Origin of the sequence: Natronococcus sp., assembly GCF_047921035.1 — an archaeon.
GTDB lineage: Archaea > Halobacteriota > Halobacteria > Halobacteriales > Natrialbaceae > Natronococcus.
Window position 1 is genome coordinate 1 of sequence record NZ_JBLRWX010000033.1, and the last position, 13,178, is coordinate 13,178.

Below are 13,178 nucleotides of genomic sequence, written 5' to 3' on the forward strand. Positions count from 1 at the left end.
CTTGAATGGGTCCAGTTCGGTTCGACCGCGATCGTGGACCGATCGGGCGTCACCGAACTACCAAGGCTCACATCAGATCCCATCTGTACGGCGGACCGCAGGGGTAGGATCCTCATTTCCTTCGGACGTATTCATAAGCGCCGAGGAGTACTTAACCCCTTCGAAGCTCGAGTCGGTACGTCCGAGCCGACGAGGCCTCGAGCGGCGCCGTCGGGTTCTCGATTGCGTTCCATCCGAATCCCCGTATGTACTTAAGGCCGTCGGATCGAATCGTCCGGAACTCGCATCCGGAACGGGATCGATCGTAGCCATCGAAGTCAAATACCGCGCCCGTATGGGAGCGGTCGGGTCGGGATGGAGCGCCTGCCTCCGCGCCGGGATTCGGCCGGAGGGAACGCGGCAGGTGCGCCACGTCGTTCGCATTAGTGACGAGTGCCCGGTGTATATATAAGGCCGTCGTCTCGATCGGCGAGTGGGCCACGTTGGTCGTTCCCGAGCGGGCGAGTCACAGGGATCGAGAGACCGTCCCGCTCTCGAGCGAGCGCGCTTCGGAGGAGAATCAGCGAAACGTACACGGGACGGCAAGACCGACTCGAGACCGACCTCGAATGCCGATCTCGAGCCGGGCACCGTCCGATACCAAGCTTGTCCATCCCGTCCAGCCTGAACGAGGATCGGTACGATTTAGCGGGAACGAGCCGTACGATTGCGCATGGATCGTTCGGGGTTCGTCAGACTCGCTCTCGTCGCACTCGGGCTCGTCGTCCTGAGTTTTTTCGTTCGCGGGTTCAGCCAGCTGCTGTTCGGTCGGGGCGTCGCGGACGTGCTCCAGGCGCCGTTTGCGGTCGTCGGGTTCGCGTTGCTGGTCTATCTCTTCGTCCGGGCGACTCTCGACGCGACCGGGATCTGGTCGATCGAGCGCTCGGAGTCGTGATGGAAACCGTTTTTCGAGCGCCGCGCAAAGGACGGGACATGACAGTCGAGATGCGGGAGATCGCCGATCTCGGACCGGGAGACCGGGTCGCGTTCTTCGAGCGCGACGCCGGAATCGAGGCCGTCAGCGGGGACGTCCGGGAGATCGTCGACAGCGTTCGAGAGGAGGGTGACGTCGCCGTTCGCGAGTTCACGAGCGAGTTCGACGGCGTCGAGGTCGGGAACCTCGAGATCACGGACGACTGCGAGCGGGCCGTCGAGGCGGTCGACGACGAACTGCTCGAGGCCATCGAGACGGCTGCGGCGAACGTCCGAGAGTTCCACGAGGCCCAGCTACCCGAGGACTGGCGCGAGGAGTTCGGCGACGGACGGGAACTCGGACGGCGCTTTCGTCCCCTCGAGCGGGTCGGGGTCTACGTCCCCGGCGGCTCGGCGGCCTACCCCTCGAGTGCGATCATGGGTGTCGTCCCCGCGGTCGTCACGGGGGTCGACCACGTCGTCGTCGTGACGCCGCCCGCCGAGGAGTTGAATCCGGCAACGCTGGCGGCGATCCACGTCGCGGGCGCGGACGAGGTCTTCAGCGTCGGCGGCGCACAGGCCGTCGCGGGGCTTGCGTACGGAACCGAGACGATCACGAGCGTCCAGAAGGTCGTCGGCCCGGGGAACAAGTGGGTGACGGCGGCCAAAGCCGAAGTTCGGGGCGACGTCGAGATCGACTTCCTCGCGGGACCGAGCGAGGTCGTCGTCGTCGCCGACGGGACGGCCGACCCGGAACTCGTCGCGAGCGAACTGGTCGCCCAGGCCGAGCACGACCCGAACGCGTCGGTCGTAGCCGTCACCGACGACGAGACCGTCGCCGAGGGCGTGGCCCGCGCCGTCGACGAGCAGGCGAGCGCGCGCGAGCGCGAAGACGTGATCCGAGACGCGCTCTCGAACGACGCCAGCGGCGTTCTTCTCGCCCGGTCGATGAGCGAGGCGATCCTCTTCACCGAGTCGTACGCGCCCGAACACCTCTCGATCGTCGCCGACGACGACGAGTCGATCCTCGAGCGGATCGACAGCGCGGGCAGCGTCTTCCTGGGGCCGGAGACGCCGGTCGCGGCAGGCGACTACGCGAGCGGAACGAACCACGTCCTGCCGACGAACGGGTCCGCGCGGATCACCGGCGGACTCTCGGTCGAGACGTTCCTTCGGTCGACGACCGTCCAGCGCCTCTCGGCCGAGGGACTGGCCGATCTCGGCGAGACGGTGACGACCCTCGCCGACGCGGAGGGCCTCGAAGCACACGCCGAGAGCGTTCGGCTCCGACTCGATCGGGAGCGGGACGCGTAGCCCGATCCTACGTGCGGTAGGCACCGTCGATACACGTCACTAATCTGTAATTGGATTTACGTAGCTGCGGAACGGAGTACCAGAGGAAATGGAGCCGTGTCAGGTCGATCCGACCGATGCACGCGTCCTCGAGCGGAACTACGACTACGCACAAAAGAACGTTCGACTGCTCTCGATGTGGTACGAGTGCGAGCTCGAACGGATGCTCGAGCTGCTCGCCGAGAACGACGTCGAACTCTCGGCGAACGACGAACGGCTGTTCGGGACGTACTATCGGTCGGTTCAGCAGCGCCCGCGCGTGTAGGGCGAGAACGGGGTATCAGCGGTCGCCAACGGTCCCGGAGCCGTGCGAACCGGTTCTGCTCTCGGACGCCGGATTCGGCGTCAAGGTTAACATCGTTGCGCGGGAAGGAACGTACATGAGCACCGACAGTGTGGACGGCGCGAACGCGGACACGCGTCCCGAGATCGAGGTAACCGAGTCGGCAGCCGAGCAGGCGCTGTCCCTGCTCGAGGGCGAGGGACTCGACGACAACGAGGCCGGCCTTCGGCTGTTCGTCCAGCAGGGTGGCTGTGCGGGGCTGTCCTACGGGATGCGCTTCGACGACGCGCCCGACGACGACGACACGATCTACGAACACCACGAGCTACGAGTGTTCGTCGATCCGGCGAGTCTCAAGTACATTGAGGGAAGTATCCTCGATTACGAGAGCGGACTGCAGGCCGAGGGGTTCCACGTCGAGAACCCGAACGTCGTCAGCGAGTGTGGCTGTGGCGAGTCGTTCCGGACGTAGCTACTCCTCGAGTTCGAACGCGACGGTTACTTCGGCCTGGTACTCCCGGTTCTCGGCGCTTGCGATCTCGACGCCGAGTTCATCGACTTCGACCCAGTAGACGTTCTGGAGGGTGTTCTCCGCGCGGTCGATCGCGTCGTCCGCGGCGTCGTCGAAGCTCTCCGTACTCGTGCCGATCAGCGTGATCTTCTTGAATACCATTGCTCGTAATCGTACACCGCTGTGACTATTCAATGTATGGTCGGTGATAGCAAGACGACGGCAGCCGCGACGGTCTCCACCACCTCGCGGACGGTTCGTCAACGCTTTTGAGATCCCCACCGGAGGAGGTGGTATGAACGGTTCCGACGATTCGATCGACGTCACCGAGATCGACGAACTGACGCCGCCGAACCGGACGCTGATGGGCCCGGGTCCCAGCGATGTCCACCCGCGCGTGTTGCGGGCGATGAGCACCCCGCTCGTCGGCCACCTCGATCCCTCGTTCGTCGAAATCATGAACGAGGTCCAGGAGCTGTTGCGGTACGCGTTCCGGACCGACAACCGGTGGACGATCCCCGTCTCGGGGACCGGTTCGGCCGCGATGGAGGCGGCGATCGGCAACGTCGTCGAACCCGGCGACACGATGCTCGTTCCCACGAACGGCTACTTCGGCGGGCGAATGGCCTCGATGGCCCGCCGCGCCGGCGGCAAGGTCGTCGAAGTCGACGCGCCGTGGGGCGAGCCCCTCGAGCCGGCGGCCGTCTCGGACGCGCTGGCCGAACACGATCCCAACGTCTTCGGGTTCGTCCACGCCGAGACGAGCACGGGCGTGCTCCAGCCCGACGTCGGCGAGCTGACGGCGGCGGCCCACGACCACGACGCGCTGGTGATCGCCGACACCGTCACCTCGCTGGGCGGGGTCGAACTCCGCGTCGACGAGTGGAACGTCGACGTCGCCTACTCCGGCCCGCAGAAGTGTCTCTCCTGTCCGCCGGGTGCGAGTCCGTTGACGCTCTCGGACGAGGCGATGGAGAAGGTCCTCTCGCGCGAGGAAGAGCCCCGGTCGTGGTACCTCGATCTCTCCCTGCTCGAGGGGTACTGGGGCGACGAGCGCGCGTACCACCACACCGCACCCGTCACGAACGTCTACGCGCTGCGGGAGGCGCTGCGGCTGGTCGCCGAGGAGGGGATCGAGGAGCGCTGGGAGCGCCACGAGCGCCTGGCCGGCGCGCTGAAAGCCGGCGTCGAGGGGATGGGGCTGGAGATGAACGCGCCCGACGAGTACTGGCTGCCGAGCCTGAACGCCGTCAGAGTTCCGGAGGGGATCGACGACGGCGAGGTCTGTGCCGAGTTGCTCGAGCGCTACGACCTCGAGGTCGCGAGCGGGCTCGGCGATCTGGACGGCGAAATCTTCCGTATCGGCTGTATGGGTCACTCCGCGCGGCCCAAGAACGTGATCTATGCGGTGACGGCGCTGGGCGACGTCCTCGAGTCGATGGGGGCGGACGTCGACCCCGGCGCCGGCGTGACCGCGACGCGCGGGGCGCTGGAGTAACGTCGCTCGGAAGAAGGACGGACGCGGGGATCAGGCGGAGATGCGCGGTCCCGGCGGGACCCGTTCGACCTGATAGTCGTCGCCGTCGACGACGATGATCGCCCACTCGTAGCTCGGGTTCGTGCGCTCGAGTTCGCGCTCGAGCGCGTCGGCGTCCTCCGGTCGGGCGACGAAACAGTGGAACTGCCCCGCCGCCGCCGGAAGCTCTCCGGGCTCGAGGACTGGATTGACGTGGACGACCTTCCACTTTCGTTCGGCACGGAACACTGGGCCGGTACCCTCGACGGTGTAGCCCAGGTCGGCGAAAATCGACTTGGCCTGTTCGACGAGACGCATGTTAACAGGTCCCATTCAGTACAAAGTATGTGACCCACCCTCATAAATCTAGGTCTGGCACATGCATCCGCCTCGAGAGCGAAAAACCGCGAACTAATCTCGACGATCGAACAACGAGTGCAAACCGACTGTCGGGTCGAACGACAGTAAGCCCCGATTGTCGTCGGTAGTCGCCGGGCGTGGCACGTCGCCGTTCGGGTCACACGCGGTTACTCGTGGGCCGCGTCCCACTCGGTCGGCTTTCGGAAGTTCCCGCATCGGTTACACTGGATTCGGCCCATCGAGTCCATCGCGTTGTCGAAGCTCTCGCAGTTGGTACAGAACCAGCCGTACCGTCGCCGCGCCTCGGGCGACTCGTAGGCGACGAGAAACGGTCCCTTGGATCCTCTGTCGCCGTCCGTCTCCGAGACGTAGACGGTGTCACCGTCGGCGGTCGACCTCGTTTCCATACCGGCCGGTAGTGGCGCTCGGAGTAAAGGACTGTCTCTCCGAACGCGTGCAAGTCAGTCCCTTCCGTGTGAAAAATTGGCGTGCAGAACTGTCCCAACTGAAAGGTTTACCCGGGCGGATAGCGTTCGATTGTGTGATGACGCTGGTCGTGGTCCCCGTCCGATACCCCCTGTCGAAACACTCCAGACGAACCCTCGAACGCGCGATCGAGGTGGCTCGCGAGCGCGGCGCGGAGCTGACGATCCTGCACGTCGATCTCTACCAGAACGGGAAGAAGGTGAGCCGCATCGACCTCAAGGAGACCGTCGAATCGACGTTCGGTCGGATCGAGAACGCCCGGTACGTCGTCCGAACCGGTTTTCTCGTCGAGGAGAGCATCCTCGACGAGGTCGCCGCCGAGGAGGCCGACGCCGTCGTGATCGGAACCAAACAGGCGAGTCGGCTACGCCGCCTCTTCCGTCGGTTTACCGACGACCCGGATATCGACGGCTACCTGCGAACGCACCTCGACTGCGAGGTCATCACGGTCGAGGGTGCCCGCGCGAGGTAGCGGCTACCCGTCGGGGTTGGCGCCGTCGCCATCGGCGTCGACGGGGGAACCGACGTCCGGACGGGCCGCCCGTGAGCCGTCGACGGCCACTCTCGCGGTCCCGCTGTCCCCGTCGAAGACGTGGTGACGGTGGGGGTAGGCGAACTCGACGTCGGCGTCGGCGAAGCGCTCCCGAACCGCTGCCCGCACCGCCGACCGGGCGACCGCCTGTTTGTAGGGGTGTTGAACCCAGAAGAACAGTTCCAGCACCATCCCGTTGTCGGCGTAGTCGCAGACGTTACAGATCGGGGCCGCCGCGTAGCGCGCGCTTCCGATCCGGATATCGGGCCCGCCGGTGATGACGACGTCGACCGACCGGGCCGCCCGCTCGGCGTGGCTGCGCGCGGCCTCGAGGTCGCTCTCGTAGGTGATCTCGAACTCCAGCGAGAGCCGCGTTCGCTCGTCCTCCGCCGAGTAGTTGATCACGTCCCGCTGCTGGATCTCGGAGTTCGGAATGACGATGAAGGTGTTCTGGACGGTGAAGATCTTCGTGTACCTGATCGTGATGTCCTCGACGAACCCGGTGTGGCCCTCGTCGACGATCTCGATCATGTCGCCGATCTCGTACGGCCTGTCCGCGAGGACGAACAGCCCGTTGACGAAGCTGCCGACCAGCGGCGCGAGCACGACCGCGACCACCGCCGAGATGACGGTCACCGAGAGGAGGATCTGCGTATCGCCGACGCCGAGAATGCCGGCGACGACGATGAGGGTCACGAACAGGACCGAGAACCTGACGGCTCGCAGGGCCGTTCGGGTGACGCTCGGTCGCTCGATGCGACGCGCGACGGTTCGCCCCGTCAGTCGAACGACGAGCTTCGAGAGGTACCAGCCGACGACGAACACGATCGCCGCGAGGAGCAGTTGGCCAACGATTTCGGGGATCGCCTCGGGAAGTATCTCGTTGGTTCGCTCGAGGGCGTCCTCCTCCGGAGCCTGCGCGACCGCCAGCATGGCAACACACTCATGGCCGGCGTGGTTAAGGGTTCTGACCCTCGTCTGTACCGTCGGAGGACTCGATTCGCGAACCCGGTAGTACTCGCGTTGTAATAAATCATTTATCCGTCCGAATCCTGCGACCGAGTATGGCACCAGACGAGCTTCGCTCGACCGTCGAGCGAGTCGGGGATCGGTTCAACCTCGGCGAGTACGAGATCGACGCCTACCTGACCGTCCTCGAGCAGGGACAGCTGACCGCGAGCGAGATCGCGGACCGCACCGAGATTCCCCAGCCCCGGGTCTACGACACCGTCCGCAGCCTGAGCGACCGGGGGCTGGTCGAGCTGCGCGAGTCCCGACCGATGAAGGTCGTCGCGATCGACCCGGCCGACGCCTTCGACGAGGTCCAACAGTCCCTCGAGCAGATGATCGACGAGCTCGAGGCCCGGTACACGGCGCCCGCGCGGGACACGGAGGCGGTGTCGCTCGTCAAATCACGCTCGACGATCCTACGGTATCTCGAGGAGATCATCGCCGACGCGGAGTACGAGCTCTCGCTGTCGCTGACGCCCGATCTGCTCACCCGCTTCGAGGACGAACTCTCGGGCGCGCTCGATCGGGGCGTGAGCATCGACCTGATCGTGACGCCGGCCGCCGAGGCTCCGAGTCCGGACGACTTCGACTACACCGCCATCGCGACGACGACGCGTGCGCGACGCGGAATCACGACGCCGGTGCTGGCCGTCGCCGACGGCAACTACTCCATCTACGCGACCCAGGACGCGCTCCGGGACGACAAGGACCGCTACGGCGTCATCTTCAACCGCTCGGCGCTCGGCTTTCTGGTGTCTGGCTTCTTCGGGACCGTGCTCTGGACGACCGCCGAGGAGACCCTCGGCGAGGACGCGGATCCCCGAAGCTATCCGCGAAAGTACGCCTCGATCCGGCGCTGCGTGAAAGACGTCATCGAGGAGGGCGGGGAGTTCTACGCGACGATCGTCGGTCGGGACGTCGCCGTCGGCGGCCAGCGGGTCGTTCGGGGCCAGATCATCGACGTCTCCTTCGAGGTCAGCGAGGAGGTCGCCGCGATCACCCTCGAGAACGAGGACGGCTCGGAGGTGACGGTCGGCGGCCGGGTCGCCGCCCTCGAGGACGTCGAGGCCCACGAGATCCACATCGGCCGACACAGGCCGCCCGAACTCGAGGAGTAGCCGCTCGAGTGCGGAGAACGAATCTCCGATCGTAACGGTATTCTCCGATTACACGATTCGTTCGTCGAGATTTTCACCGCATTATGACCTTTATACGCCAACGATTAAGGTTCTGAGTGTGGTCCCGAGTAGGGATGGTGAAAGACAGGTGTGAACGGACAACACCTCACAGCGTCTCCCGCCGATCGTTCGTCGCGGCGGCCTCGGTGGCCGGCGTCGGATCGGTCGGACTAGCGGGGTGTCTCGGTCGTGGCGCGGAGGAAGGGTCGGTCGTCGTCTACGGCGACACCGACTTTCAGGACATCATGGACCCGGACGGGGAGTTGCATCGGGCCCTCTGGGACGCCGGCCTCGACGAGGATATCACCGTGGCGGTCCGCACCGGACCGGACGAGACCGAACAGCGCAGATCCGCCGCGCAGTCCGCGCTCCAGGCGGGCCGATCCGAGCCGGACATCTTCATGATGGACAGCGGGTGGACGATCCCGTTTATCCTGCGCGAGCAGACGGTTCCCCTCGAGGATCGGCTCTCGAGTGACACCCTCGGCCTGATCGAGAACGACTACCTCGAGGCGGCGGTCGAAACGGCTCGTCACCCTGATACGGGGGAGCTGCACGCGTTACCGCTGTTTCCCGACTTCGGAACGATGCAGTTCCGGCAGGACCTCGCCGAGGACGCGGGATACGATACCGACGACTGGGGGACCGAGCCGATGTCCTGGCGGGAGTTCTCCGAGGTCGCGGCCGACGTCCGCGACGACTCCGGGGTCGACTTCGGGTTCACCACGCAGGCGGCCGCCTACGAGGGACTGTCCTGCTGTACGTTCAACGAGGTGATGAGCACCTGGGGCGGCGCGTACTTCGGCGGCCTCGACGAACTGTTCGAGGCGGGCGACCGCGAGGTCACGGTCGACGAGGAGGCCGTCCTCGAGGCGATCCGGATGATGCGAACGTTCGTTCGCGGCGCCGAGGACGAGTACGCCCTCGAGGGGTACGAGCAGATCGCCCCAACCGCGATCGTCCAGTACACCGAGGAGGACGCCCGCGGTCCCTTCGCGGCCGGCAACGTCGTGATGCACCGCAACTGGCCATACTCGATCGCGATCGCCCACGACGAGGGGATGGGCGACCAGGTCGGAATGATGCCGATGCCCTACGGCGTCGAGGAGGGCGAGGCCGAGTACGACGGGGTCGGCGGCACCGCCGCGGCGCTGGGCGGCTGGCACCTGACGCTGAACCCCGCGAGCGAGAACCAGGAGGAGGCGATCCAGGTGATGGACGCGTTCGCCACCGAGGAGGTCATGCTCTCGGTCTTCGCGATCCAGGGCTGGATCCCGCCGATCGTCGAACTGCTCGAGGAGGTCGATCCCGAGGAGACCGGTCCCGTCGCGGAGTACGCCGAGACCATCCGGATCGCGGGCGAGAACGCCGTTCCGCGACCCGTGACCGACATCTGGCCGGAACAGTCGGCGCACATCTACCAGGAGGTGAACGGGGCCTACCGGGGCGTGAAGTCGCCCGAGGAGGCGATGAGCGATCTGGCGGACCGACTCGAGGCCAGCGAGGCCGACGTAGGTGAACAAGATGTCCAGTGATACCGGAATCGGCGGCGAGACGCCCGAGCGCGAACGTACCGGCAACGCCGTCGTCAACTGGATGGAGGGGCTGAGCGAGGCGGCGTACGCCTACCTCCTGTTGATCCCGTCGTTCCTGTTGCTCGCCTTCATCGCCTTCTACCCGCTGCTCATGACGTTCGTCATGTCGCTTCGGGAGGACCGAACGCGGGGCGCGGAGACGCTGGGCGGCTTCGTCGGGGTCGAGAACTACGTCGACGTGCTCACGGGCGACGTCAGGCTGGCCCAGCAGTTCATGGACGTCTCGCTGTCGGCGTCGTTTCCCTTCGTCGACTTCGGCGTGCCACTCCTCCAGCAGGCGCTGTTCGTCACCCTCGGTTTCGCCGTCATCAGCGTCTTCTTCGAGACGGTGTTCGGCTTCGGGCAGGCGTTGATCCTGGATCAGGAGTTCCGCGGTCGGCGCTGGGTCCGGGTCGCGATCATCCTCCCGTGGGCCGTCCCCATCGTGATCCAGGGGATGATCTTCTTCCTGCTGTTCCAGCCGGAGGTCGGCTTCGGAACCGACCTGATGCAGCGACTCGGCCTGTTCGGTCCGAACCCGCTCGCCGACAGCGGGGACGCGTTCGTCATCGTGCTGGTCGCCGACATCTGGAAGTCGACGGCGTTCATGGCGCTGTTGATCCTCGCCGGACTCCAGAGCGTCGATCGGAGCCTCTACGACGTCGCCCGGGTCGCCGGTGCCTCGCCGTGGCAGCGGTTCAAGCTGATCACGCTGCCGCTGATCCTTCCCGCCCTGCTGGTCGCGATGCTGTTCCGGACGATGGACGCGATGCGGGTGTACGGACTGATCGAGTCGAGCGTCGGCTGTACGACGGTGCCGTCGCTGACCTGCATGGTCGTCGAGGCGATGTTCGGCGGGACGCGCATCTTCGGCACCGCGGCGGCCGTGGCGTTCATGACGGCGCTGGTGATCGGGCTGTTCATCTCGGTGTACATCGCCCTGTTCAGGGACACGGAGGCGGGATTCTACTGATGAGATCGAACGACCGCGATACGACTCGAGGCGGCGGAACCGATCCCGAAGCGAGCGAGGACGGCGCCGGCTCCGGCGAGGGACGCGGAGAATCGCGTCGCCGCGTCCCGGCTCCGGACGGCGGGCGAGCGCCGAATCGGCTCGCCGACGGCGGCACGACCCTCGGGGCCGGCGGGGACGCCGAACTCGACCGCGGCCCGTTCTCCCGGTGGGTCGACCGCTCGATCCAGAACCCCCAGCGCGTCTACCGGGCGATGTTCTACGTCGCGGCGATCTTCTTCCTCTTTACGACACTGTTTCCCTTCTACTGGCTGCTGATGGTCGCGCTCACGCCGGAGGGACAGCTCCAGGACATCGTCTTCACGCCCAACGGGTTCAACCCCGGCGCGTTCGTCGAGGTGTTCCAGACCCTGCCGTTCCACTGGTACATGTTCAACAGCTTCGTCATCGCGACGGCCTCGACGGTCCTCGTGTTAGTCGTCGCCAGCCTCGCGGGCTACGCCTTCGGGCGCCTCGAGTTCCCGGGGAAGACGCCGCTAATGTTGCTCGTCCTGCTCGTCTCCTTCTTCCCGCCGGCGGCGTTTTTCATCCCGCTGAACGACCTGTTCAACACCCCCGTCGAGATCCTCGAGCCGGTGATGAGCGACGGGACGCTGTACAACACGCCGGGGGCGATGGTGATGCCGATCTCGGCGATCTTCATGCCGCTGGCGATCTTCATCCTCACGACGTTCTACGCCCAGATTCCCGACGGCCTCGAGGACGCCGCCCGGGTCGAGGGGACGACCCGCCTGGGCGCGCTGTTCCGGGTCATCATCCCGCTGTCGGCCCCGGGCGTCGCGACCGCTGGCGTGTTGACGTTCATCGCGGTGTACAACGAGTTCTTTTTTTCGTATCTGATGACCGACGGCGAGCCGGAGAACTGGGCGCCGATCCTCGAGGGCATTCTGGGTTACCAGGGCCAGTACGAGATCCTGTTCAACCTGATGGCCGCCGCGAGCATCATCGGCGTGCTCCCGGTCGCGATCCTCGTGATTGTGGCCCAGGAGAAGATCGTCAGCGGGCTCACCGCGGGCGCACTCAAGGAGTAACACACTATGGCACGAGTACGACTCGAACACGTCACGAAACGCTACGAAGACGTCGTCGCCGTCGACGACATGAACGTCGAGATCGAGGACGGAGAGTTCGTCTGTCTCGTCGGCCCTTCCGGCTGCGGGAAGTCGACGACGATGGAGACCATCGCCGGACTGACCCAGCCCTCCGAGGGGAAGGTCTTCATCGGCGACACCGACGTTACGAACCTCGCACCCAAGGATCGGGGCGTCGCGATGGTCTTCCAGAACATCGCGCTGTTCCCCCACATGAACGTCTTCGACAACATCTCCTTCGGCCTCCGCCTGCGGACGTTCGACGACGAAGAGGTCGAACGCCGCGTCGAGGAGGCCGCCGACATCGTCCAGCTCGAGGGGATGCTCGAGCGGATGCCCGACGAGATGTCCGGCGGCCAGCGCCAGCGGGTCGCGATCGCCCGCGCGATCGTCCGCAATCCGGACGTCTTCCTGATGGACGAGCCGCTTGCGAACCTGGACGCGAAACTGCGGGTGCACATGCGAACCGAACTTCAGCGACTTCACCGGGAGCTGGATACGACGATCATCTACGTCACCCACGACCAGGCGGAGGCGATGACGATGTCCGATCGGATCGCGGTGATCGACGGGGGCAGACTCCAGCAGATCGATCCGCCGCTTACCTGTTACAACGAGCCTACGAACCTGTTCGTCGCCGGCTTCATCGGCTCACCGTCGATGAACTTCGTGCAGGGCGAAGTCGTCGCCGACGGTCTCGAGACGAAGAACTTCGATCTCGAGTTCGACCCCGCGGCAGTCCCTGGCGTCGGCGACGGCGACGACGTCACACTCGGGGTCCGGCCCGAAGACGTCCACCTCGCGAGGGCGGCCGACGATCTCACCCGGCCGACGAAGGGGATCGAGGTGACGACCGACGTGCTCGAGCCGATGGGCGACGAGATCTTCGTCTACCTCATGCTCGCCGAGGGAGCACAGCGTTCGATGGAGGAGGATGCGCTCGCTTCGCCCGACCAGCTCCTGATGAGCGTCTCGCCGGACACCGACGTCCGGGAGGACGAGCGTATCGAGGTCGTCCTCGACGGCTCGAAGATCCACCTGTTCGACACGGCGGGCGGCGAGGCGCTCGTTCACGGAATCGCCGACCGGTCCGGATCGGAGCCGGGGACGGCCCCGACGGAAGCCGAAGACTGAGCCGGATCTGGTACTCGTTCGACAGTTTCGGTCGTAACCCGCTGGGGGTAATGGGCCGATAGACTCACCTACATCGAGAATAGCTACCAGTAGACACAACGAAACGCGTTCGTGTCACGGGAGGCGTCAGTGAACGAACGACGGAACAAAGGAAATCGAATACGA

General features: G+C 65.6%; 15 protein-coding genes. 11 read left to right on the forward strand and 4 right to left on the reverse strand.

The window, feature by feature from the left end; genetic code table 11:
* Positions 1-712 precede the first annotated feature (712 nt).
* The 4 genes from ACNA7R_RS08795 to ACNA7R_RS08810 all read left to right on the forward strand — a co-directional run bounded on the left by ACNA7R_RS08795 (position 713) and on the right by ACNA7R_RS08810 (position 3,059).
* On the forward strand, positions 713-934 hold the full coding sequence (locus ACNA7R_RS08795) for a hypothetical protein (RefSeq protein WP_416283193.1): 222 nt from the start codon (positions 713-715) through the stop codon (positions 932-934).
* A 38-nt stretch (positions 935-972) separates the two neighbouring features.
* The gene (gene hisD, locus ACNA7R_RS08800; RefSeq protein WP_416283194.1) at positions 973-2,265 is read left to right on the forward strand and encodes a histidinol dehydrogenase; all 1,293 of its coding nucleotides are present in this window, start codon (positions 973-975) and stop codon (positions 2,263-2,265) included.
* A gap of 88 nt (positions 2,266-2,353) precedes the next feature.
* Entirely contained in the window at positions 2,354-2,569 is a 216-nt protein-coding gene (locus ACNA7R_RS08805) for a hypothetical protein (RefSeq protein ID WP_416283195.1), read from the forward strand.
* Positions 2,570-2,684: 115 nt separating this feature from the next.
* Complete coding sequence (locus ACNA7R_RS08810; protein WP_416283196.1) at positions 2,685-3,059, forward strand: HesB/IscA family protein; 375 nt, start codon at positions 2,685-2,687, stop codon at positions 3,057-3,059.
* Here ACNA7R_RS08810 and ACNA7R_RS08815 read toward each other — a convergent pair whose 3' ends face one another.
* Positions 3,060-3,260, reverse strand: a complete 201-nt coding sequence (locus ACNA7R_RS08815) for a dodecin (protein WP_005555208.1) — start codon at positions 3,258-3,260, stop codon at positions 3,060-3,062.
* 133 nt (positions 3,261-3,393) lie between these two features.
* Between ACNA7R_RS08815 and ACNA7R_RS08820 the strand changes: the two genes are divergently transcribed.
* A complete protein-coding gene (locus ACNA7R_RS08820) occupies positions 3,394-4,596 on the forward strand; it encodes a pyridoxal-phosphate-dependent aminotransferase family protein (protein WP_416283197.1) in 1,203 nt (400 codons plus the stop codon).
* A gap of 30 nt (positions 4,597-4,626) precedes the next feature.
* On the opposite strand, the gene ACNA7R_RS08825 is transcribed toward ACNA7R_RS08820, so the two are convergent.
* Both ACNA7R_RS08825 and ACNA7R_RS08830 read right to left on the reverse strand, forming a co-directional pair.
* Positions 4,627-4,932: a hypothetical protein gene (locus tag ACNA7R_RS08825; protein WP_416283223.1), complete on the reverse strand. Its 306-nt coding sequence runs from the start codon at positions 4,930-4,932 to the stop codon at positions 4,627-4,629.
* Positions 4,933-5,141: 209 nt separating this feature from the next.
* Positions 5,142-5,381 (reverse strand): DUF5816 domain-containing protein, encoded by a 240-nt coding sequence (locus ACNA7R_RS08830; RefSeq protein WP_416283198.1) that lies wholly within the window; start codon positions 5,379-5,381, stop codon positions 5,142-5,144.
* A gap of 137 nt (positions 5,382-5,518) precedes the next feature.
* On the opposite strand from ACNA7R_RS08830, the gene ACNA7R_RS08835 reads away from it, so the two are divergent.
* Complete coding sequence (locus ACNA7R_RS08835) at positions 5,519-5,932, forward strand: universal stress protein (RefSeq protein WP_416283199.1); 414 nt, start codon at positions 5,519-5,521, stop codon at positions 5,930-5,932.
* Between the two features lie 3 nt (positions 5,933-5,935).
* Here ACNA7R_RS08835 and ACNA7R_RS08840 read toward each other — a convergent pair whose 3' ends face one another.
* Positions 5,936-6,925, reverse strand: coding sequence for a mechanosensitive ion channel family protein (locus ACNA7R_RS08840; protein ID WP_416283200.1), 990 nt, complete (start codon positions 6,923-6,925; stop codon positions 5,936-5,938).
* A 131-nt stretch (positions 6,926-7,056) separates the two neighbouring features.
* Between ACNA7R_RS08840 and trmB the strand changes: the two genes are divergently transcribed.
* The 5 genes from trmB (at position 7,057) to ACNA7R_RS08865 (ending at position 13,013) form a co-directional block, all read left to right on the forward strand.
* A complete protein-coding gene (gene trmB, locus ACNA7R_RS08845) occupies positions 7,057-8,121 on the forward strand; it encodes an HTH-type sugar sensing transcriptional regulator TrmB (protein ID WP_416283201.1) in 1,065 nt (354 codons plus the stop codon).
* A 134-nt stretch (positions 8,122-8,255) separates the two neighbouring features.
* The gene (locus ACNA7R_RS08850; protein ID WP_416283202.1) at positions 8,256-9,716 is read left to right on the forward strand and encodes an extracellular solute-binding protein; all 1,461 of its coding nucleotides are present in this window, start codon (positions 8,256-8,258) and stop codon (positions 9,714-9,716) included.
* Positions 9,706-10,728, forward strand: coding sequence for a carbohydrate ABC transporter permease (locus ACNA7R_RS08855; protein ID WP_416283203.1), 1,023 nt, complete (start codon positions 9,706-9,708; stop codon positions 10,726-10,728). Before ACNA7R_RS08850 ends, ACNA7R_RS08855 begins: the two co-directional genes overlap by 11 nt.
* Positions 10,728-11,819 carry a carbohydrate ABC transporter permease gene (locus ACNA7R_RS08860; protein ID WP_416283204.1) on the forward strand — a complete coding sequence of 364 codons (1,092 nt, stop codon included), beginning with the start codon at positions 10,728-10,730 and terminating at the stop codon, positions 11,817-11,819. Before ACNA7R_RS08855 ends, ACNA7R_RS08860 begins: the two co-directional genes overlap by 1 nt.
* A gap of 6 nt (positions 11,820-11,825) precedes the next feature.
* Positions 11,826-13,013: an ABC transporter ATP-binding protein gene (locus ACNA7R_RS08865; RefSeq protein ID WP_416283205.1), complete on the forward strand. Its 1,188-nt coding sequence runs from the start codon at positions 11,826-11,828 to the stop codon at positions 13,011-13,013.
* The last annotated feature ends 165 nt before the right edge of the window (positions 13,014-13,178 follow it).

Bases quoted from the DNA above. Each gene is read 5' to 3' on its own strand.
- ACNA7R_RS08865 (WP_416283205.1), top strand. From the start codon at position 11,826: ATGGCACGAGTACGACTCGAACACGTCACGAAACGCTACGAAGACGTC.
- ACNA7R_RS08825 (WP_416283223.1), bottom strand. From the start codon at position 4,932: ATGCGTCTCGTCGAACAGGCCAAGTCGATTTTCGCCGACCTGGGCTAC.
- ACNA7R_RS08840 (WP_416283200.1), bottom strand. From the start codon at position 6,925: ATGCTGGCGGTCGCGCAGGCTCCGGAGGAGGACGCCCTCGAGCGAACC.
- hisD (WP_416283194.1), top strand. From the start codon at position 973: ATGACAGTCGAGATGCGGGAGATCGCCGATCTCGGACCGGGAGACCGG.
- ACNA7R_RS08855 (WP_416283203.1), top strand. From the start codon at position 9,706: ATGTCCAGTGATACCGGAATCGGCGGCGAGACGCCCGAGCGCGAACGT.
- ACNA7R_RS08820 (WP_416283197.1), top strand. From the start codon at position 3,394: ATGAACGGTTCCGACGATTCGATCGACGTCACCGAGATCGACGAACTG.
- ACNA7R_RS08835 (WP_416283199.1), top strand. From the start codon at position 5,519: ATGACGCTGGTCGTGGTCCCCGTCCGATACCCCCTGTCGAAACACTCC.
- ACNA7R_RS08860 (WP_416283204.1), top strand. From the start codon at position 10,728: ATGAGATCGAACGACCGCGATACGACTCGAGGCGGCGGAACCGATCCC.
- ACNA7R_RS08805 (WP_416283195.1), top strand. From the start codon at position 2,354: ATGGAGCCGTGTCAGGTCGATCCGACCGATGCACGCGTCCTCGAGCGG.
- ACNA7R_RS08850 (WP_416283202.1), top strand. From the start codon at position 8,256: ATGGTGAAAGACAGGTGTGAACGGACAACACCTCACAGCGTCTCCCGC.
- ACNA7R_RS08815 (WP_005555208.1), bottom strand. From the start codon at position 3,260: ATGGTATTCAAGAAGATCACGCTGATCGGCACGAGTACGGAGAGCTTC.
- ACNA7R_RS08795 (WP_416283193.1), top strand. From the start codon at position 713: ATGGATCGTTCGGGGTTCGTCAGACTCGCTCTCGTCGCACTCGGGCTC.
- trmB (WP_416283201.1), top strand. From the start codon at position 7,057: ATGGCACCAGACGAGCTTCGCTCGACCGTCGAGCGAGTCGGGGATCGG.
- ACNA7R_RS08830 (WP_416283198.1), bottom strand. From the start codon at position 5,381: ATGGAAACGAGGTCGACCGCCGACGGTGACACCGTCTACGTCTCGGAG.
- ACNA7R_RS08810 (WP_416283196.1), top strand. From the start codon at position 2,685: ATGAGCACCGACAGTGTGGACGGCGCGAACGCGGACACGCGTCCCGAG.